Source organism: Streptomyces sp. NH27 (genome assembly GCF_056859195.1).
This window is the reverse complement of the sequence record NZ_JACEGK010000068.1, coordinates 1-20,508: the sequence shown is the minus strand read 5'-3', so window position 1 is coordinate 20,508 and position 20,508 is coordinate 1. Positions and strand designations below refer to the sequence as shown.

At 67.6% G+C, this 20,508-nt stretch carries 13 protein-coding genes; 10 read left to right on the top strand and 3 right to left on the bottom strand.

Annotated elements, in window-relative coordinates:
• Window positions 1-846 precede the first annotated feature (846 nt).
• From AC13HU_RS08560 to AC13HU_RS08515, 10 genes are all read left to right on the top strand, one after another.
• Entirely contained in the window at window positions 847-1,188 is a 342-nt protein-coding gene (locus AC13HU_RS08560; protein ID WP_483041167.1) for a DUF5988 family protein, read from the top strand.
• 155 nt (window positions 1,189-1,343) lie between these two features.
• The gene (locus AC13HU_RS08555) at window positions 1,344-2,627 is read left to right on the top strand and encodes a beta-ketoacyl synthase N-terminal-like domain-containing protein (protein WP_483041166.1); all 1,284 of its coding nucleotides are present in this window, start codon (window positions 1,344-1,346) and stop codon (window positions 2,625-2,627) included.
• A 111-nt stretch (window positions 2,628-2,738) separates the two neighbouring features.
• The gene (locus tag AC13HU_RS08550; protein WP_483041165.1) at window positions 2,739-9,101 is read left to right on the top strand and encodes an SDR family NAD(P)-dependent oxidoreductase; all 6,363 of its coding nucleotides are present in this window, start codon (window positions 2,739-2,741) and stop codon (window positions 9,099-9,101) included.
• A 93-nt stretch (window positions 9,102-9,194) separates the two neighbouring features.
• Window positions 9,195-9,962 carry an IPT/TIG domain-containing protein gene (locus tag AC13HU_RS08545; RefSeq protein WP_483041164.1) on the top strand — a complete coding sequence of 256 codons (768 nt, stop codon included), beginning with the start codon at window positions 9,195-9,197 and terminating at the stop codon, window positions 9,960-9,962.
• A gap of 1,506 nt (window positions 9,963-11,468) precedes the next feature.
• Window positions 11,469-12,005 (top strand): hypothetical protein, encoded by a 537-nt coding sequence (locus AC13HU_RS08540; protein ID WP_483041163.1) that lies wholly within the window; start codon window positions 11,469-11,471, stop codon window positions 12,003-12,005.
• Window positions 11,995-12,519 carry an IPT/TIG domain-containing protein gene (locus AC13HU_RS08535; protein WP_483041162.1) on the top strand — a complete coding sequence of 175 codons (525 nt, stop codon included), beginning with the start codon at window positions 11,995-11,997 and terminating at the stop codon, window positions 12,517-12,519. The genes AC13HU_RS08540 and AC13HU_RS08535 overlap by 11 nt, the downstream gene beginning before the upstream one ends.
• 704 nt (window positions 12,520-13,223) lie before the next feature.
• Window positions 13,224-15,506, top strand: a complete 2,283-nt coding sequence (gene tap, locus AC13HU_RS08530; RefSeq protein WP_483041161.1) for a telomere-associated protein Tap — start codon at window positions 13,224-13,226, stop codon at window positions 15,504-15,506.
• 12 nt (window positions 15,507-15,518) lie between these two features.
• On the top strand, window positions 15,519-16,076 hold the full coding sequence (gene tpg, locus AC13HU_RS08525; protein ID WP_483041160.1) for a telomere-protecting terminal protein Tpg: 558 nt from the start codon (window positions 15,519-15,521) through the stop codon (window positions 16,074-16,076).
• A gap of 161 nt (window positions 16,077-16,237) precedes the next feature.
• A complete protein-coding gene (gene tpg, locus AC13HU_RS08520; protein WP_483041159.1) occupies window positions 16,238-16,810 on the top strand; it encodes a telomere-protecting terminal protein Tpg in 573 nt (190 codons plus the stop codon).
• A gap of 141 nt (window positions 16,811-16,951) precedes the next feature.
• Complete coding sequence (locus AC13HU_RS08515; RefSeq protein ID WP_483041158.1) at window positions 16,952-17,536, top strand: transposase; 585 nt, start codon at window positions 16,952-16,954, stop codon at window positions 17,534-17,536.
• A gap of 575 nt (window positions 17,537-18,111) precedes the next feature.
• On the opposite strand, the gene AC13HU_RS08510 is transcribed toward AC13HU_RS08515, so the two are convergent.
• From AC13HU_RS08510 to AC13HU_RS08500, 3 genes are all read right to left on the bottom strand, one after another.
• Window positions 18,112-18,600 carry a VOC family protein gene (locus AC13HU_RS08510; RefSeq protein ID WP_483041157.1) on the bottom strand — a complete coding sequence of 163 codons (489 nt, stop codon included), beginning with the start codon at window positions 18,598-18,600 and terminating at the stop codon, window positions 18,112-18,114.
• A gap of 264 nt (window positions 18,601-18,864) precedes the next feature.
• Window positions 18,865-19,557, bottom strand: a complete 693-nt coding sequence (locus tag AC13HU_RS08505) for a hypothetical protein (RefSeq protein WP_483041156.1) — start codon at window positions 19,555-19,557, stop codon at window positions 18,865-18,867.
• A gap of 302 nt (window positions 19,558-19,859) precedes the next feature.
• On the bottom strand, window positions 19,860-20,508 hold a 649-nt coding region (locus tag AC13HU_RS08500; protein WP_483041155.1), incomplete at its 5' end, for a helicase associated domain-containing protein.

Here is a 20,508-nt window from a genome sequence, read left to right as displayed (position 1 = left end):
ACCACATGATCACCGGCTCCGTGCCTGCTCTGTTTCCCGGGGAACTTCCCGACCTACACCCGGACATGACGTCACGTCATACGCGAGACCGGCGAACCAGACCGATCCCGAACACGCAATGGCCCTGGGGGGATCCCCCGGGTGAAGTCCGGATTCAGGGGGTGTGACATGCCGTGATGGGCGGTTCACCTGCACATCCGCACCGATGGACAATACATAACGGACACTTCCATCAAAACAGACAGTCTGTCACATTCCGCCATATCGCTGGATGGTGGAAGTTGTCCGATTCAACATCATTACGCTACCTGAGTGAATTTCGGCGATCCCGTTGCGCGATTATCAAGATCCGTGAGATAACCGGTCGCATCCAAACCGGTGGGCCGCCCTCCTCTCCGGGGGGCGTGGCAACCGACGAATATCGCAGAACTGTGCAGGTGAGTCCTGGCCGGCACTTGATCGATTCTGCCCCGGCTGGGCGTCCTCTGGTGACGAAGTGCTGCCCGCATCCGCTCACCAAGGGGAAATATGCGGGATATCCGTCGGCGTCTCCGTCCTCCTCGCCGAAGCTCGACCCATGGTCGGCGTGATCCACGGAAATCTCCACGTCGGATACCTCGAGTCGGGCCCCGAGCGCGGGGCGCTGCGATTTCCGGGTGACGCGCTCCGGCGCGACGCCCGCTCCTTCCCCCGCCAACCCGGTGCCGGTGGGGTTTCCTACCCGTACGCCGCCGTCGCCGAGGGCCCCTCCGCGGTCCAAAACGAGCAGCGGCGATCGATCGACGTGACGTCTGCTTCAGTCGCCCCCGCCCTCTTCAGGCTCCGCGCCTTTAAATGTAATGGATCATGTGCACGAAGCTCAGCGCCCTTCTCATCTGCATTGCGCTCTATTTTCGATCCGAAGCACTGGAGTGCAGCCACCGACCGCTTAACCGGCGTCGAAATCTTGTGACCCCGCACTACCGGCTGGAGAGTGTGATGGATGAACTTATCCGCGTAAGGCTCACCGGTGGCCCGGATGACGCTCCGTCGACCTGGGAGGTGGGCTCACTGGAGGAAAACGACAGGATCGGCATCCTTTGCGGCAACCGCTACGAGCATTTCGAATACGCACACATCAGCATCGAGGGGGATGGTGGGATGCTGCCGGAGTACAAGTGGACATATCGAACGTATATCGCTGAATAGGCGTTCGAAAAACAACGATCCTGCCTTCAGGGGTTTTCAGGCGGGTACAACCGACCGTTCGGAAGGTGATCCAAAATGACGACTCATCTGCTGCCCGTAGGTGCCTTGTGAGCAGGGCAGCATCCGGGTACCACGCCCGACAAGCGCGGGATGCCGTGGTCACCGGTATCGGATGCTGTCTTCCCGGCATCGGACGCCCTGTTTTCAGCTCCTCCGACCTGTGGAAGATCGCCTCTCGCGGAATTTCCTGCCTCACCAAGGGAAATGACTACTACGGCTCGGTAGGTCTCTCCGACGCCATGTTCGAAGAACGCCTTCCCGATGTCCCGCAGTTCTTCGCGCGCCATTACACCGCGGCGCACCGGTTCGGCCTTGTCTCGCTTGTGGAGGCTTGCGCGGACGCCAAGTTGGGCTTGCGATCGGGCGAACTGGGCGAGGCGGCCATCCTGGTCGGGCGCGGCGGCATCGACGCGAACATCGACAGTTACCTCGCCGTTCTGCGAGCCGACCCGGCCAGCATTCCCGCGGCCGAGGCGATGGAACTGTTCGTCGCCGCCGAACAGGCCGTGACCCCTTCCGACGTCGCACTGGTCCAAGGGGCCCTCACATGCTCGAAGGGGCCGAACTTCACGGTGTCGTGCGGCTGCGCCTCATCCGCCGTCCAGATCGGCAACGCTCGGCGCCTCATCGCCGCCGGGGACGTCGATGTCGCCGTCGTGACCGGCGTCGACGTCTTCAGTCTCACGTTGATCCAGAACATCCAGCGCCTGCTGAAAGGCGCGCAGAAGACGTACGAGTCCATGCGGTCGGACGACATGCCCGCCCTGCTGCCCTCCTTCGACTCGCTCATGCGCCCTTACGACCGGCGCGCCGACTGCATCAACCACGGCGAGGGGTCGGTGACCATCGTCATGGAAAGCCGGCAGCACGCGTCCCGTCGCGGAGCCCACCTGTACGGGCAGGTCCTCGCACAGGCCACGACCCGGGACGGGCTGGCCAACCCGCTGGCGAGCGACGAGACGGGCAGAGAACTGGTGACAGCGGTCCGCGGATGTCTCGGCAACCGTCTGGACATCGACGAGGTGCCCTACGTACACGGCGGCAGCGACGGCAACGTGGTGGTCACGGCCTTCGAGGCGAACGCCATCAGAGAACTGTACGGATCGTCCGCGCAGGATCTGCTGATGTCGTCACAGGAAGGCTGCTTCGGCCACAACGGCGCGCCCGCGGGCGCCCTGGGCGTGGCGCTCACGCTGCTCATGATGGAAGACGGCCAGGTCTGCCCCACCGCCAACTGCGAGCAGCCGGCCGGCAACCTCACCTTCGACCCCGTTCCCGGCGTGCATCCCCGGCCCCTCGACTTCGACTACGCACTGAGCTTCAACTACCAGGTGGGCGGAGTGAAGAGCGCCATCCTCCTGGGGAGCGCGGCCTCCTGACACCTTTCGCCCGGGCGACCCGCAGACGGCTGCGGAGGCACTTCGCGGCCACGGCCCGGATACCCCGACGTTCTCGCTTCCCTTCGCATCCAATCGACGAGGAGAACTCCCATGGGCGGCCCTGAACACCTTTCCTGCGACGCGCCCGAACGCGTCGCCGTGGTCGGCATGGGCTGCCGGCTTCCCGGCAACGTCGACTCGCCGGCCGCGCTGTGGCGGCTGCTGGCCGACGGCCGCGAGGCGGTGGGCTCGCCTCCACCGGAACGTGAGGCCCTCTGGGAACAGGGCAGGGGTGGTTCCGTAATCCCGGGACAGCGCAAACCCCTGGAGGCAGGCGGCTACTTGAGCGACGTCGAAGGCTTCGACGCAGACTTCTTCGGTGTCTCCGGTCGTGAGGCCGACGTGCTCGACCCCCAGCACCGGCTGCTGCTGGAAGTGGCGTGGGAGGCCCTGGAACATGCCGGGATGCCTCCGGAGCGGCTTGCCAACTCGCAGACCGGCGTATTCACAGGCCTGAGCTACAACGACTACATGGACCGGCTGGCCGGGCAACCCCAAGAACTCGAGGGGTCCATCCTGACCAACGGCCACTGCGTCGCCGCCGGCCGCATCTCCTACCTGCTGGGGCTGCAGGGGCCCTGCATGGCGATCGACACCGCGTGCTCGTCATCGCTCGTGGCGTTCCACCTGGCCTGCCAGGCACTGCTCCACGGCGAGTGTGACCTCGCCCTGGCCGCCGGCGTCACACTCATGCTCCGTCCCCGGACGACGCGGTCCTTCGCCCGGATGGGAATGCTCTCCCCCTCAGGGCGATGCCACACCTTCGATGCCGCCGCGGACGGCTTTGTGCGCGGCGAGGGTTGTACGGCCGTCGTCCTCAAACGCCTGGCGGACGCCCAGCGCGACGGCGACCGCGTCCTCGCGGTCGTCCGCGGCTCGGCCGTGAACCAGGACGGCCGGTCCGACGGTCTCGCCGCCCCCTCCGCCACCGCCCAGCAGGCCCTCTTCGAGCAGACCCTCGCACGTGCCGAAGTCGATCCGCGAGACGTGGGACTGATCGAGGCGCATGGAACGGGAACACCGCTCGGCGACCCGGTCGAGTTCGCCAGCCTGGCACAGGTCTACGGCACCGGTCACATCCAGTGCGGTCTGGGGTCGATCAAGACCAACCTCGGCCACTTGGAACCGGCCGCCGGCATCACCGGGCTCATCAAAGCCGTGCTGAGCCTGCAGTACGGTCTCATTCCTCCCAACCTGAACTTCGCCCGCTGGAACCCGGCTATCGACGCGGCGAACACCCGCTTCTACATCCCCACCACGCTGACCCCATGGCCGGCGACGGCAACGAGACTGGCCGCGGTCTCCTCGTTCGGATTCTCCGGCACCAATGCCCATGTCCTGCTGGAAGCGGCGCCACCGGGCACGGACCGTACCTCCATGCCGGTCACATCTCCCCACACAGCGGCAGCACCCGAGGTGATCCTGGTCGCGGCCGGATCACCGGCCGTTCTGCCCGACGCCGCCCGACGCCTCTCAGACTGGCTGGACGGCGACGGCGCGAGTGTGCCGCTGCGCGACATCGCACACACGCTGGCCCTGCGGCGCGGCGCAGGCCGAGGACGCCTGGCCGTGGTGGGCAGCTCACACCATGACGTCACCGACGCGCTGAGGTCGTTCGCGGCGGGACACGAGCACCCCGCCGTCGTCACGGGCGCAGCAAGCGTCACCGCCTCGCGACAGCCCGTGTGGGTGTTCTCCGGGCAGGGCTCGCAATGGCCGGGAATGGGACGTGGCCTGCTGGACCAGGAACCCGCCTTCGCGGCGGCTTTGGCCGAGATCGACCCCCTCGTCTTCGCCGAGATCGGGTTCTCGCCACTGGACGCGGTGCGCACGGGCGAACCGATCACCGGATGCTCGCGCGTCCAGCCCGCCCTGTTCGCCCTGCAGATTTCCCTGGCCGCCACCTGGCGTGCCCACGGGGTCGAGCCGGCCGCAGTCATCGGTCACTCCATGGGAGAGGTCGCGGCCGCGGTGGTGGCAGGAGCGCTGTCCTTGCAGGACGGCGTCCGCGTCATCTGCCGGCGCTCAGCCCTGCTCGAAAGGATCGCGGGAGCCGGCGCCATGGCGACCGTGTCGCTTGACCGTGCCGCCGTGGAACGCGAACTCGCCGTGAGCGGCTGTCGGCACGTCTCCGTGGCGGTCCTCGCCGCACCGCAATCCACTGTCGTCTCCGGCGACACCATGGAGGTGGCCAGGCTCATCGAGGGCTGGACCTCCCGCGGCGTCCCCGCGCTGCCCATCGCCGTGGACGTGGCCTCCCACAGTCCGCAGGTCGAGCCGCTGATCGACGAACTCCTCGCGGCCCTGTCCGAGCTGTCACCGATGCCGCCCAAGGTCCCCTTCTACTCCACCGTTTTGGAGGACCCGCTCGCGCCACCGGACTTCGACGGCGCGTACTGGTGCGCCAACCTGCGCAACCCCGTCCGCTTCTCCCCGGCAGTGGCCGCGGCCGCCGCCGACCGGCACACCGTGTACGTGGAAGTCTCCCCGCACCCGGTGGTCACGCACGCCGTGGCGCAAAGCCTCGTCGGTCTGATCGACCACCCGGTCATCCTCCCCACCCTGAGGCGCCACGAGGACGAGCCCGCGACGCTGCGCACCCAGTTGGCGTCCCTCCACTGCGTCGGCGTGCCCGTCAACTGGCTTCCCCTGTACGCGCATGCCGACCTGGCCGACGTCCCCACCACCACCTTCGACCGCAAACGACACTGGGTGGACATCGCCCGACTTCCTGCCGCCGAGGAACAGACCCCCCGTCCGGCGACCGCCCTGCCGGGCCGGCACACCGAGGTACCCGGTGCGCTGATGCGGCACTGCTGGCGGGCGGACGTCGGGACCCAGAGCCTGCCCTGGCTGGCCGACCATCAGGTGCGCGGAACAACGGTGCTGCCCGGAGCCGCCTACTTCGCCCTCGCCCTGACCACGGCATGCGAGATGTTCCAGAGCGACCCGGCCCTGCTGGAGGTCACTGACATCTGCTTCGACGAAATGCTGCGGCTGACCGAGCACAACAAGCTCAGTACGACCGTGACTCTGACCGCCCCGGACCAGGCAACCTGCGAGATCTCCGGACGCGGTGACGACGGGCCATGGGTGAGGTACTCCACGGCAGTGCTCCGCCGCCCACTGTCCGTCTCCCCACGCATCCGCGTGACGTCCATTACCGCCCTCGCCCGCAGGCACCCGATCGCTGTCGATCCCGCCACCTTTTACACCAAACTGCGTGCCCGAGGGCTGGAGCACGGCCCCGCATTCGCCGGAATCACCGCTATGCACACCTCCCCTGAGCACGACAGCTTCTGGGCCCGCCTGGCGGTTCCGCTGGCCGCCCAGGGCGGCGAACACTCGCTGCGGATCCATCCCGTCCTCGTGGACCTCTGCCTCCAGGTCCTGGTCGCGGGACAGGTCATGGCCGGCGGTGAGGGGCTGATCCTCCCCGTCCGGATCGGGGCGGTGCGGGTGCCGGGGGACCCCGCGACCGCTGCGTACTGCCACGCCCGGATCTCGGAGACCACCAAGGACAGCGTCATCGGGCAGGTCCGGCTTCTCGACGACGCCGGCACGGTGGTGATGACGATGGACGGCGTGCGATTCGCCTACCGCCGCACGGAGAGCAACGCAAAGGTCGACCAGTGGTTCCTGGAGGCCAACTGGCACCGGGCAGAGCATCCGCCCGCCGAGCGGACCACGCCCGGGAACTGGCTCGTCATCGGGGAGAGCGACGCAGACACCGCGGCCCTGGTCCGCCTGCTGCACGAGGCGGGGGCCCACGCCGCGGTCTGGGACATGCCTGCGGGCTCCAAGCCGATCGAAGAGGTCAGCGAATCCCTCGAGACGTACCTGGCGACCACGCCGTTCCCCGCGAGCGCGGTGGTGATGCTCTGCAGTGCCCCGTCCGAGGTTGCCGACAGCGCCACCGCCGACGCCGAGCAACGAGTCCGACGGATCCTGACCATTGCCCAGGCAGTCGTTCGCTGCAGCGATCCCCCCCGCCTGTACACGGTCACGCGAAACGCCCGTGCTGTCGAAGCCGGCGAGTGTGTGGACCTCGGACCGGGCGCCGTGCGCGGAGTCATGCGTGTCCTGGCCTGTGAACACCCCCGCGTGCGGCCCACGCTGGTGGACACAGACGGAGGCGACACCGGCCTGCGGAGCGCGGCGGCGGAACTGCTGTGTGACAGCCACGACGACGAGGTGGCCCTGCGCGGCAGCGCCCGTTACATCGCCCGGATCGAACGTGCCCCCGTAGGGGCCTCCGAGCGCGACACGGCCGCCACCACCGCGATGCTCTACGGGGTGGACGGATTCCGCCTCCGGGCGGGAACCCTGGGACACCTCGACAGCCTGGAACTCGCCCTGACCGGACGGCAGGCCCCCGGGCCGGGCCAGGTGGAACTGCGCGTCCAGGCTGCTGGCCTCAACTTCCGCGACGTCCTCACGGCCATGGGGCTCCTGCCGGGCGAGGGCGACATCCGGTACCGCATCGGCTTCGAGTGCGCAGGGGTGGTGTCCCGCGTCGGACCCGACGTGGAACACCTGCGCATCGGCGACCCGGTGATCGCCGCGCATCTCGAAGGCGGCGCCTTCGCGTCGTTCGCCACCGTGCCCGCGACCTCCGTTGCCCCCGTCCCGGCCGGACTCGACCCCGTCAGCGCAGCCGGATTGCCGACGGCCTTCATGACGGCTTGGTACGCCCTGCGTTATGTCGGCCGCCTCCGCTCCGGGGAAAAGATCCTGGTCCATTCGGCCACCGGCGGCACCGGAATGGCGGCGATCGCGGTGGCCCGGCAACTCGGCGCCGAGGTACTGGCCACCGCCGGCAGCGATGTGAAGCGGCGGTGGCTTCGGGGCATCGGTATCAGGCACGTGATGGACTCGCGCTCCCTGGATTTCACCGAGCAGACCCGTACGGCAACCCAGGGTGAAGGCGTCGACGTCGTGCTCAACTCCCTTTCCGGCGCCGCGATTCGCGCGGGACTGGAAGCCCTGCGGCCCTTCGGACGCTTCGTCGAGCTGGGAGTGCGGGACATCGAGGCCGACAGCCTTGTCGGCATGGGCCCGTTTCGGCACAACGTCACCTTCAGCGCCGTTGACCTGATCGGACTCCAGCGCTCCCGCCCGGATGTCTTCGCGGCCATGCTGCGTGAAGTGCTCGACGAATTCACCGAGGGCCGTCTGAAGCCACTGCTCTGCACCACCTACCCGCTCTCTCAAGCCACCGACGCCTTCCGCCTGATGGCCGGCGCGAAGCACATCGGCAAGCTGGTCCTGACCGTCCCCGAGCAAGGCGAAACCAGCGGTGTTCTGCCCCGGATGCCATCCGCCGTACGCGATGACGGCGCCTATATCATCACCGGCGGCCTGCGCGGCGTCGGCTTGGCAACCGCACGCTGGCTTGCTGAGCAGGGCGCGGGCCACATCGTCCTCAACGGGCGTACAGGCCCGTCCCTGAAGGCGGCAAAGACGATCCGGGAACTATCTGCCACCGGCAGCCGGATCTCCGTCGCCCTGGGCGACATCGCGAAAGCGGGAACAGCCGAACGGCTGGTCGCGACCGCCACCGAGGGCCGTACCCCTCTGCGCGGAGTCATCCACTCCGCGATGGTCCTGGAGGATGCGGTGATCGCCAACGTCCGCGACCACCAACTGCGGCGGGTATGGGCTCCCAAGGTCACGGGCGCCTGGAGTCTGCACCGAGCCACGGCCGGCCACCCCCTGGACTGGTTCGTCGTCTACTCCTCGATGGCATCGCTGCTGGGCAATCCAGGACAAGGCGTGTACGCCGCCGCTAACGCATGGCTCGACACCTTCGCCTCGTGGCGAACCCACCAGGGACTGACGACTCTCGCCGTCAACTGGGGCCCTTGGGGGGAAGTCGGTGCGGCAACGGACTTCGCCGGCCGCGGCTACGAGACGATCCCCACGGACAGGGGACTGCTGGCACTCCAACAACTCCTGTCACACGGACGCACCCAGACCGGAGTGATCCCCGGCGAACCGGTCAGCTGGATTCCCTCCGCCGCCAGGCACTCGTCCCTCTTCACCCTCCTGAGCCCGGACAGCGCCCCCTCGGCCGCGAAACCGGACGAATCCCACGACATCCGGCGCCGCCTCAGCGACCTCGCCCCCGGCATGGCCCGGCGCACGGCCCGCGAGACCTACCTGGCCGATCACGTCCGAGGAGTCCTCCGACTCGGCAGCACAACCCTTGACCCCCAAACTCCCCTCAAAGCACTGGGCTTCGACTCACTGCTGTCGATGGAACTGCGGGTCCGTCTCGAAGCCGACCTCAACGTGAAGCTCGAGAACAACTTCGTCTGGCAGCATCCGACGCTCTCAGCACTCGCCACCGGCCTCGCCGAATGCATGGGGCTGAGGCTGAACAGCGCGAATCGGACCATTCCCGGCACCTGAAAGACAGACATCCACGCTGTACCGCGCAAACGCGCGTCCCGCGTGGAGGGGTACTACGAGCTCGCACAATGACTACATGACGTGAGGAGTGCCATGCCTGTCTCTCCTGATCAGGGCGCCACCGCTGGTGGCACCACAGTGACCATCACAGGCACGAACCTCGGCGGGGCGACCGCAGTGAACTTCGGCTCAAGGTCGGCCACCAGCATCACCAATATCTCTCCCACCCAGCTCACCGCCCTCTCACCTTCCGGAACGGGGACGGTGGCTGTGACGGTCACGACCTCTGGCGGCACCAGCAACCCGGAACCCTTCTTCTATCTGGGCGCACCGTTGGTCGTCTCCGCCAGCCCCGATGCGGGACAGTTCGGCGGTGGTAACACCGTCACCATCACCGGCCTGCACCTGGCAACTGCCAGTGCCGTGGACTTCGGGTCCGACACTGGCACGATCACCAGCGTCAGCGACAGCGAGATCACCGTAACGGTACCCACGGCAAGCGGTGTCGGCACCGTTCCGATCACCGTGGTCACCGCGGGAGGCAGCGCCGACGGCATCAGCTACAGCTACTTCGCCAACCCGACGATCACCGCCCTCGATCCCGCCTCGGGGCCGTCGTCGGGCGGCACGGTCGTCACCATCACCGGCACCGAACTGAGTTCGACCGCGCAGGTGGTCTTCGGCCCCAACGCCATTCAAGCGGGTGGGCCAAGCGCCCCGTTCACGGTCGTCTCCGACACCGAGATCGCCGCTGTCGCACCGCCGAATGCAGCAGGCGCAGCTGACGTCATCGTGGAAACCCCCGGTGGCAGCTTCAGCCTGCCCGGCGGCTACACGTACCTCACCGGACCGGGTATCTGACCTCCGACCGGCACCTCAGAACAGGCTCCCGGAGCCGGAGGCCCGCGTCCTCGGACGTGACCCGTATCGGTGCCGCGCGTCGCCCAGCAGCCCGTCCGCCCGACCGGCTGCGGGGCCCGTCGCGCGTCCGCGATGACAGGCAACTGCCGGGTACTTCCTGCTGCGTCGCGAAGCCCGCCACCGGGCGATGGTCTGCCGCAGCGCGAGGTCGCAGCTCGGGTTCGCTGTGCGGCTCGGTACGCCGCGCTTCTTGGGCACCTCCTGGACCACCCCGAGCGCCCCCGCCGAGGTCGCAGGACGACTCGGCCTGGAGCCGGGGGTGTACTGGCCGTTTGCGCAGGGCCAAGCGCACCCGGTAAGACCTGGACGCTCCCGAGTTGACGACCCGCTACCGCACCCTCAACCAGCCCTGCGGGGCCTGGACAAGAGCCTCGGTCTTGGATGCCTGGAGGAAGCCGGACTGCTCCTGGAGACACCGGAGTTCTTCCGGAGCTGGAGCGCGCCCTGGCCAAGAGCAGCCGAAGAACTCTTCCCCGCCGCCCCTGCAGGTCACGGCCCGACCTGGCGCGAGATCGTCCCTACCGTGGGCGATCACGCCGGCGGGCTCGACACACGCGCCTGCGCCGTGGCGCCACCGCGTCCTGTGCCGCCGCATGGCGTGCGCGCCGGGCCCGGTCAAGCCGGCGACATCCGCAAGGCCCTGCTCAACGACCGGCGCGGAATGTGGCGCGCAGCCGCGTCTGCCCTGAAACGCGACCTACCCGGACCCGACCTTCATCGCTGGTGTGCTGACCTCGACGGTGTCCACCGGCGCCTGGCCGAAGGAGTCGCCGAGATCCTTGGTGATCTGACCGACAGGTGGTCGGCGCGCCTGCACAACTCGACGATCTCGGCCTTGAACGAACGGCGAGGCCGGGACATCTTCTTCCCCATGCTTCTCCATGATGGAAACCCTCCCGCGTGCCGGCCCTCTGATCTCGGATGTCCGTCAAACGGATCAACCGACACCACTTCCCAGGGCGTCACCGAAATCTTCCGTGACGGACGCTGTCCGTCACGGACCTTGGGAGCTCGCACGGTGGTACGTGGCACGCTTCGGTCGGCGCGCGCTCCGCCACTCGGGTGATAGGGCGTTACCTCTATTGCCCTGCTGTTCACTCTGGTGGATTACTGATGTGTATCCGATCCGGTGGGCCGCCCATTCCTCTCCGGGAGTGGCAACTGGCCTGCTGTGAAGATCCCGTCTGATCGTGTAGGCAATGGCGCAGTCATGGGCGCCGCAGTTGCGTACCCTCCCGCGCTGAGGATGTAAATCCACCAAGCCGGTGCCCTGTTCACTGCATCGGGCTGGTGGGGCGGCTCACGCGACCTCTCTACGGGGGCGTCATGCGAACAGCCCGAACCGTGCGATCCATCCTCGGCGTATGTGCCCTGACTGTGGGGCTGGCCGCGGTTCCGGCCACGGCACACGCCCAGACCCCTGTGCTCTGCAGCGAGACCTCGTTGGTGAACGCGATCACCACGGCGAATGCGGCCGGCGGGGACACCTTGGCGCTGATGCCGGGGTGCACCTACACGCTCACCGGCTCCCACGGCAGCGGGCCCGGCGGGCCCGTGGGGCTGCCGCCGATCACCACGCCGATCACGCTGCTGGGGATGGGCACCAACATCATTCGTGACCCGAGCGTACCGTCCTTCCGTATCCTCCAGGTCGACGGGGCCGCCAATGCGCCGGGCACAAATGGCCAACTCAGCATTGTGGGAGTCACCATCAGCGGCGGCAGCGCCGTGGCTCCCTACCCGGGCGGCGGTATCAGCAACCTGGGCGGCACGCTCTCCTTGGTCACCAGTTCCGTCACCGGTAACACCGCTGTCGCCGGCGGCGGGATCTACACCGACAACGGAGCCGTATCGCTGACCGCCAGCAGCGTCACCGGCAACACCGCCACCACCACTGGCGGCGGGATCTACGTCAACTCCGGTGGAGTGATCACGCTGGCCAGCAACATCAGCCGCAATTCCCCGGACAACTGTGCTCCGTAGCTACTGCCCCAGCGGCAGCGCCCAGTCCATCAGCCCCGCTGCCAGCCCGACGGCAGGCCACAACATCGTCACCATCGGCGGCTCCCAGCTGGCCACAGCGAATTCGGTACTGTTCGACACCCTGCTGGCCCCGCCCATCATCGTCTCAGACCAGCAGATCACCGCGGCTGTCCCACCCGCCGCCAGTCCCGGTACGGTTCCCATCACCGTCACCACCGCGGGAGGCATCGCCAGTACAATCCTCGCCTACACCTTCGTCGACCCACCGGCGCTTACCGGCCTGAACACCACGGCCGGCACCCAATTCGGTGGCAACGTCATCGAGCTCACCGGCCTGAACTTGGGGACCGCCACCCAAGTGGTCTTCAACGGCGTCAATGCCCAGTTCAGTATCGGAGCCGACAACGCCCTGGCCGCCGTTGTCCCGCCCAGCCCCATCACCGGCCCTGTGGACGTCACCGTCACCACCGCCGGCGGTGCCAGTACTCTTCCTGGCTCCTACACCTACACCTGATGAGGACGGATCACCCGGGGCGACCACACCCCCGGGCCGCCGAACGTGGGCGGCACCGCCGACGCCGTCCGGATCCGGAGGGGTTCGGCAGTACTCGTATCGCAAACTCTGGCCTGGGTACGAGGACGCGGCGGCGGTGTAGGAATGCCGCACGGCTCCATACGGGCCTTGACCATGACACCGGGCTGCGCCTGATCGACACCCTCGCCTCTGTCGCCGACGACTCCTCCCATGACGGCTATGCCTGCCGGCCATCGCAGCCACCAACGACACGCTCCCCGTGGCTATACCGGCGTCCGCGAGATCCACATCGATCACGCTCTCACCGCGACGCTTGACAGCGGAGCGGAACATCGGCGTATGCCTCGTCGTGAGGGACACCGATGCTCTCTCGCCGCGTTCCTGGCGTGCCCGGCAGGCGGCTCGCGCCCGCAGCTCCTGCAGTTCGAGCGTGTCGGCGGGGCTGACCGGTAATCGCGATGGCCTGGCCGTGGTCGGTGACAGCAGCCGGCTCCCGAGTGCCGCTGACCTCTCGCGCGATGGCGCCCAGGCGGGCGCGGACTTCCACGATCGAGTAGGTGGTGCTCTCCGTCGTGCACACCGCCTTTCGGAAGGCGCACATTCTCACCTCGGACGCACTTCGTACGCCATTCGTACGCAGTTCGTACGGTTCATGGGGTAGGATGTGGTTTAGGAGGTGTTCCATGTCCGAGTTGTTCGATGCGGTCGACGCGCTGGTGGCGTCCCGCTCGCCGCTGCCGCCGCCGGCGGAGCGCAAGCGGCTGCGGGCCGCGCACGGGCTGACGATTGACGAGGTGGCCACGGCGCTGAAGGTCCGACGGGCCACGGTGTCCGGCTGGGAGTCGGGGAAGACCGAGCCGCGGCCGCCGGAGCGCGACGCCTACGCCCGGCTGCTGGGGCAGCTCGCGGAGCTCTACCCCGCCGACGCGGCCGCGCCCGTTCAGGACGCCGCGCCGCCCGCGCCCGCTGCGGTGCCGGCCACGTTCACCGCCGCGGCCGCCCCGGTGGAATCGCGCCCGCTGTCCACAGGTCCGGCGCCCGAGGCTGCGGCCATGACTGAACCTGAGAACACCCAGACCCGCCCCGCCTCCGCCCCGGCCCCTGTTGCTGCTGCTCCGGTGGTCGCGCCGCGTACGTCGCCCACCGCCAGGCCGACGTCGACCTCGCCGTCGCCGACGTCGCGGCGGCCGGGTGCGCGGAAGGCGGCGTCGGCCGGAACCCCGGCGGGCGGCGCCGATGTGCGGTTCGAGAACGGGCCGCTGGCGGTCGTCGACGTCGACTCGGATGGGCAGGTGCTGGCGTACTGCACAGGCGGCCTGGTCCTGGACGTGCCCGCCAAGTCGATCCCGGCGCTGGTGGACTGGACCCTCACGGAGGCCAGGCTCGGGCAGCCGAAGCTGTCCGGGCCGGGCAAGCCGGCCGACCCGCTGGTGGTGCTCACCGAGGCCGCGCTCGAGCGCTACGGCCTGCCCGTGGCGCTGTCGGAGGAGGAGCGCCTTGCCGGGCGGCTGCCGGAGGGCCACAAAGTGATCAAGCAGTTGGCCCGCGCGGAATGGAAGCTGACCAAGCGGGGGTTCGGGCCGTGGGCGCGGATCTACCGGCCCGCGACGGGCTCGGAGCGGGCCTGCGTGCAGCTGTGCATCCCGTCCTGGCAGGCCCTGGACAGCCGGCACTGGGGCGCGGCGGGGCAGCTCCCGTCGGCGGAGCTCGCCCGCGTGCTGGGCACCTACGCGGCCCGGGTGATGACGCCGCGCGGCTCCACCGCGGTGACCGGCCTGGAGCTGATGACCGCGCTGCACCCGCCGACCCGCGCCTCGGAGGCCGACGCGACGGGGAAGCGGACCTCCGAGCACAACCCCGGCTCGCTGGGGAAGGACCCGGTCGACTGCGCGCCGTGCGAGGCCCCGGACGGGCACCCGCTGCTGGCGGACCTGCCCAGGTTCCACGTCCGCGGACCGGCGGAGAAGCTGTTTGAGGAGGCGTACGACTGGGCGCGTCCGCTGACCGACACCGAGTGCGCCCGCTCCCACCTGGTGGGCCTGGACGTCAACATGGCGTTCGCGGCCGGGGCGAACGGCCTGATGGTCGGTCTCGGTGCTCCCACGCAGGTCACCAACCCGGTGTTCGACCCGAAGCTCCCCGGGAGCTGGCTGGTCGACCTGAGCCACGTCGACCTGTCGCGGGTGAAGGCTGGCAAGGAGTGGGTGGAGCTGGACGGCTCGCTGCTGCCCAGCCCGTTCACGCCGAAGGGCGAGCGTCCGGACGGGCCGGCCTGGTATGCGACACCGACCGTGGCATACGCGGTGGAGCTGGGCTACGAGGTGCGGCCGGAGCAGGCGTACGTCCGGTACGAGGCCGGCCGGTACCTGGACGGCTGGTACAACCGGCTGCGCGACGCCTACCTCGCCACGATGGCCGACCTGGGCGTGGGCACGGACCTGGACCCGGAGCAGTTCCTGGCGGCGATGGACGGCTACCGCGACCGCGACCCGGAGCTGGCGATCGTCGTGTCCGCGGTGAAGGCGACCGTGAAGGGCGGGCTGGGGAAGCTGCGCGAGCGGCCCCGCGGGGAGGGCTGGCGGCCGGGCGAGCCGTGGCGGGCCCTGGCCCGGCCCACGTGGCGCCCGGACATCCGCGCCGCGGTCATCTCCCGCACCCGGATCAACTTGCACCGCAAGCTGGTCAAGCACGCGGCGTTCACCGGGCAGTACCCGGTGGCGATCCTGTCGGACTGCGTCGTCTACGCCGCTGACGGCGAGAGTCCGCTGGACTTCCTGCCGTACAGGGAGGGCAAGCCGCTGCCCGGCGGGTTCAAGCTCGGCATCAACCCCGGCCTGGTCAAGCACGAGGGCACCCAGCCCACCTGGTGGGGCGAGGACGTCCGCGAGCGGTTCAGCGCCCCGGAACTCAACCTCGCCCGGTACATCAAGGACGGCACCGTCACCGACGCCGACAACGGAGAGTAGGAGCAGACCGGGATGAGCACGTTCGGGGACGGCCTGGACAAGGCGGTGAGCAAGGCGTTCACCCGCCCGACGCCGAAAAGCGCGGGCGCGCGGATGCGGTACCTGGTCAAGCAGCTCGGCGGCACCAAGCCGGTCGCGCAGATGCTGCGGGTCTCCCAGCGCACGGTGGAGCGGTACGTGAAGGACCAGATCAAGCGCCCCCGGGCGGACCTCGCCGCCCGGCTGGAGACCGAGGTCAAGAAGCGGTGGCAGCCGCAGATCCGCGCCAAGGCGAAGGCGAAGGCGGCCAGCAGCGGCGGCATCGTCATCGACACCCGCGCCCGCCTCGGCTACACCGCGCCGATCGGGTCGACCGACCAGGACCGCATCCGGCACCTGACCGTCGCCCTGCCGCCGCTGTACGCCGCCCGCCTCTTCGACGCCCAGGAGGCCGGGGCCACCGACGCGCGGCTCCAGGAGATCGCCGCCGAAGCGCTCAAGGAGGTGTACTTCCAGGACGGCGGCCGCCGCGCCGGCTCCCTGGAGGAGGTGCGGTTCACCGACATCGAGCACCTGGAGTTCGACCTGTAGCAAGCGGCCCCGAACAGCCCGCGAGCCCGGACCAGTTGGTCCGGGCTCGCTCGCGTATCGGCGAGGCCGGCCTGCCTCGATGCCCTGCGGGCGGCGCCATCATAGACTTCAGCGCCCTCTGCGATGTCTGTCCACAGGCAGCTCGTGAGGTCATTGTCGGCATGAGCGATCACGAGCAGCAGCCGGCCCCGGGCCGCGGCAGGATCCTGGCGGCCCTCGCAGCCGCGGAGCGGAAGGTCTTCACCCGGCCCGTTCCGAAATCCGCAAAGTCTCAGGTGAAATTCCTCCTCACGCGCACGAAAGAGTCGGCGAAGGACCTGGCGGCCCGTCTGGGCACCTCACGCCGCACGGTGGAGCGCTACCGCGCAGGCAAGCTGACCAGGCCCCACAAGCGCCTGCGGGCGGCGCTGGTGGAGGAGACCGAATCCCAGTGGCAACCGCAGGTCAGGGCGCAAGCGCGCGAACAGGCGTCCACCTCCAGCGGCATGATGGTGAGCGTCGTCGCCTACTTCGGGTTCACCGCCTCCGGGTCCTCCGACGACGGCCGCGAGCGGTATATCACCACCCCGATCTCACCCACCTACGCCGCGCAGATCCTCCGGCTCCAGGAGGAGGGAGCGACGGACGATGAGCTGCATCCGGGCGTCGCGGAGGCCATAGTCGAGTCCTATTTCACCAAATGGGGAACCCGTGCCGCTGGTCTGCGCGCCGACATGACGGGTCTTCGAATTTAGTGGGGGTACGACGGTGGCGGCTTGACGTTCGGTCACCGTCCGTGATGGGTCTGTGGTGTGGGTGCCCCGGACGCAAGGAGCCCGCGGGCCTTCGTGATCATGGTTGTTGTCTAGGCAACCAAACGCGAAGAACCCACGGGCTTGAGTACTCACGATACCGAGCAATGGTGGGACGGCATCGAGACCTACCTCACCACCGGCATCACCAACGCCGCCTCCGAAGGCAACAACCGCCTCATCAAACTCGAAGCCCGCAACGCCTTCGGCTTCCGCAACCGCACCAACCAACGCCTGCGCTCACGCTGCGCAACCACCCGGCGAAGCCGACGAGAGACCCACCCCACTAAATTCGAAGACCCGAGATGTTGGGCAGCCGCCGGCATCTCCTGTTCACGACCGGAGGATTTTCACATTCGGAGGCGAAAAATCCGATTCCACGGAGAGTGGCATAAATTGGATCACCGCCGACAGGGAGGGGGATTTCCACGAGAGGGACGTCACGTCAACGGGCATGAAATTTTGGACAAATTGTCTAAAATCATCACAAATTCTGGACTTTGGCGCTCCGCTTGCGTGACGCGCTGTCATTTTTTCGCCGCTGGAATCACCCTTGTCCGCCTTGGGTGCAGTGGCTACTGTCGTCGGGTCGATTCGCAAGAAGATGCGCCGCGGGGGCATTGGCCGGCAAGGTGCATTTTCGGAAAGAGGGGGAATGAAGTTATCTAGAATTGCACCGATTGCAGCACTCGGCATAGCTTTCTCTGTTGGCGCGATAATACGGCTTCTGCCACTCCGCCCACACCGCACGAAACGCTCTCGGCTCACGCTCCGGTGGCCACCGGCAAAGGGAAAGCCGCAAAATCCGCGGATGGCGATGACATCTGGTGTACGTCGTACCTCGACAAGCCGTTCTTCAACACCACGACAGGCCCGCTGTATGCCCAGCAGGAGTGGGGAACGTGTAGCACGCCCGCACCTCCTTCTTGCCGCATGAAGACCGCTCTTGCGAAAGACGGCCCCTATGGTTCGTACCTGGTGACGGGCTGGGCGGACACCGGCTGGTTCCGCTGCAGCGGAGCTCCGCAGAGCAAGGGGTACAAGTGTCAGGGGCGCAGCGTGAAGAACACGTTCTGGACGGAGGGATCACTTGCGGTCGAGGGTGGAAACGGCGACTCCGGAGCAGGAAAGTCCCTGACCGTCGGGTGCGGCTAGCGGAGACGGCGGAAGCGGCGGCACCACGTTGCGTATGAGGATCCGCAATTAACGGCGGGTCCCTGAATCCTTCAGGGACCCGCTGCCTCTCAAAATTGGGTGTCGGCCCGAGCGATAAGCATCGTAGCCTCCAAATTCGGAGTCTCGGCATCGCCCCAGAAAGGCGTGGCGACATAATCCTCCGAGCGCGAATCCATCATTTCTTCCGCTGCTTCGGATTCGTCCTGACTCGACTCAACAACAAATCGATTTCCGGTGGGATCTTCCATTACAACCTCTCCCACCCCCCACCCTCGGTGAATTTTCTTGACCACCGTCGCCCCCAGCTCCAAAAGTCGCCCTACCTCGTTTTCAAGCGATCTCCCCGGATCGGGCACAAATCGAAGCGGGCCGTGAAAGCCGCCATGCTCTCCGTTGCCGCTCTCCATGAAGAAGAGGTCCGCCGAATCACTACCCCCTGAAAGGCTAACTGCAACGCCAAGGCCGGTGCTTGCGATCGAACTGTGCAGGGCCGCGATCCAGAAATCAACGCTGCGGGCAGGATCTCGACCCTCGATTACATAATGCCGAAGACGCATGCCTGCAAATATATGACGAATCATCGACTTACTACAAGGCGGCCGAAGCGCAGCGGGAAGACCCGCATCACCACCGACTCCACCGCCTACACCGTCATCATCTCCACCCCTCAGGACCTCATCGACTCCGACGACGACGGAAGAGCACCCTGCCCGTACCCAGAGATGCCGCCCCCCTTGCCGCCTGCCTGCGGGACGCACCCGGAGCGGACGCTCTCTCCGTACAGGCTGGTGTCTGCGGACGTTCCAGCTGTCGCCTTGAGGTCATCCCCGCCTGGCCATGGCTTCCTGGTGTTGGGCGTTCAGGTGTCTGATGGCCGTTGCGAGAGCCGGTTTGTCGGATAGGTCGATGTTCTCGGGACTGGCGGCGTGGGCTACCAGTCCGAACATGCGGTGCAAAATCCTGCTCTCGTGGCGTATCCGTTCCCATTCCTCATCCGGCACGACGCCGACATCGGGGTCCTCCTGGAACCGGGAGTCCTCCGCCAGGCAGGCTCGCAGCGCGGTCGGCCAGGCCGCGTGAGAGGGACCGGGAGCTTCGCAGTCCGCGGCCCCAGCCCAGATCTTCTCGGTGATGACCACCGCGCTGGTGATCCGTGATCCAAGTGCTCGACGGAGACGCTGTTCGAGGTCGTCCAGCGCGGCCAATGCTCCGGCGAGCCGCCGGATCGACACCCCGTGGAGCAGCGCCCAGTCCTGCTCGGCGCGTCGACCGCGGTGCTGCCGCAAAAGTTCGACCCGCTCGCTCTGGGTCCGGACCGGTGTGCCGGCCGGTCTGCTGACCGAGCTGTTCAGCTGGAGATGGCGTCGCTCTGCGGACTGGCGGCTGCGCATCTCCAGAGCGTCGGCGATGCGCCGCCAGGTCGTCTTGTGCATCCGCGCCTGGGTGATGAGGATCCGCTCGTCTTGGTCGAGCTTGTCCCGCAGAATACGGATCACCTTCAGGGCCGCGAGCACGTCGTTGCTGCTGGCGTCCTGGATCAGCAGACCTTCGGCGTGGCGAACGATCCGGTCGTAGCCCCGCGAAATCTCGTGAAGTGTCCTGCTGCCCTGTACCCGGCGGATCCCCGACTCCAGCAGACGAGCCCAGGCGTCTTCCCTGTCGAAGATCGAACCGGGTTCCTGACCCTGGTTTGGTCGTCCTCATGACGACTCCAACCGTCGACTGTCGGACGACATGTTGGCTGCGGACGGTGGGTGCCGGACCCCGCTGAGCACGAACTGGCCGAACTGGTAGCCCGCGTGTACGCGCCCAATGATCATGGTTGCTCTACGGGGCTGTGGGCTGGACTGATCATGTAGTTGGTTCGGTTGCCTTTGCCGTGGGGTGGGCCGGGGATCGGTGTCGACGCGTGGGTGCGGTGGTATCTGATCTGCGTGTTTTGGTTCTGGTCAGGTTTATCGGCTGGGCATTCATGATCATCGGGTGGCTGAAAGGGTGGAATCGTCTGCTCGCGGGGTTGGGCTGTCATGGCCAGCGGGGTCTGCTGGTGGTTAGGGCTGTTGTAGCCCTGTAGTGGTGTGGGTCCGTGGATGCCGAGGGTGGTGAGGAGGTGTTGTTGGTGGGGGTGGAGTTGGTTCCAGGCGCGTTGCTGGGTGCGGATCCATTTGGTGGTGTTGTTGGGCAGAGGGTGTCCGGTGGTGTGGTGGGTGTGGGCTTGGTGGTAGCTGTGGTTCCAGTTGGCTCGCCAGGGTGGGTTCCACCAGGGGTCGAGTTCGGTGAGTTGGGCGTCGTGGAGCCAGGGTTTTCCGGTGCGTTTGCGGTGGTCGTGGGCGGCTCGGCGTTGTTGGTACAGCCACCAGCCGAGGGGGAAGCCGTCGTGTTCGGTGCGGTAGCCGGCTGAGGTGAGGTTTCCGTGCTGGGCGGCGAAGGCGCGTGCGTAGGGCAGGCCGGCGGCGAGGGAAGAG

What these genes read in the sequence shown, in the direction of transcription:
- tpg (WP_483041159.1), top strand. Translation starts at nt 16,238, where the DNA reads ATGAGCGATCACGAGCAGCAGCCGGCCCCGGGCCGCGGCAGGATCCTG.
- AC13HU_RS08545 (WP_483041164.1), top strand. Translation starts at nt 9,195, where the DNA reads ATGCCTGTCTCTCCTGATCAGGGCGCCACCGCTGGTGGCACCACAGTG.
- tpg (WP_483041160.1), top strand. Translation starts at nt 15,519, where the DNA reads ATGAGCACGTTCGGGGACGGCCTGGACAAGGCGGTGAGCAAGGCGTTC.
- AC13HU_RS08510 (WP_483041157.1), bottom strand. Translation starts at nt 18,600, where the DNA reads ATGCGTCTTCGGCATTATGTAATCGAGGGTCGAGATCCTGCCCGCAGC.
- tap (WP_483041161.1), top strand. Translation starts at nt 13,224, where the DNA reads ATGTCCGAGTTGTTCGATGCGGTCGACGCGCTGGTGGCGTCCCGCTCG.
- AC13HU_RS08550 (WP_483041165.1), top strand. Translation starts at nt 2,739, where the DNA reads ATGGGCGGCCCTGAACACCTTTCCTGCGACGCGCCCGAACGCGTCGCC.
- AC13HU_RS08560 (WP_483041167.1), top strand. Translation starts at nt 847, where the DNA reads ATGTGCACGAAGCTCAGCGCCCTTCTCATCTGCATTGCGCTCTATTTT.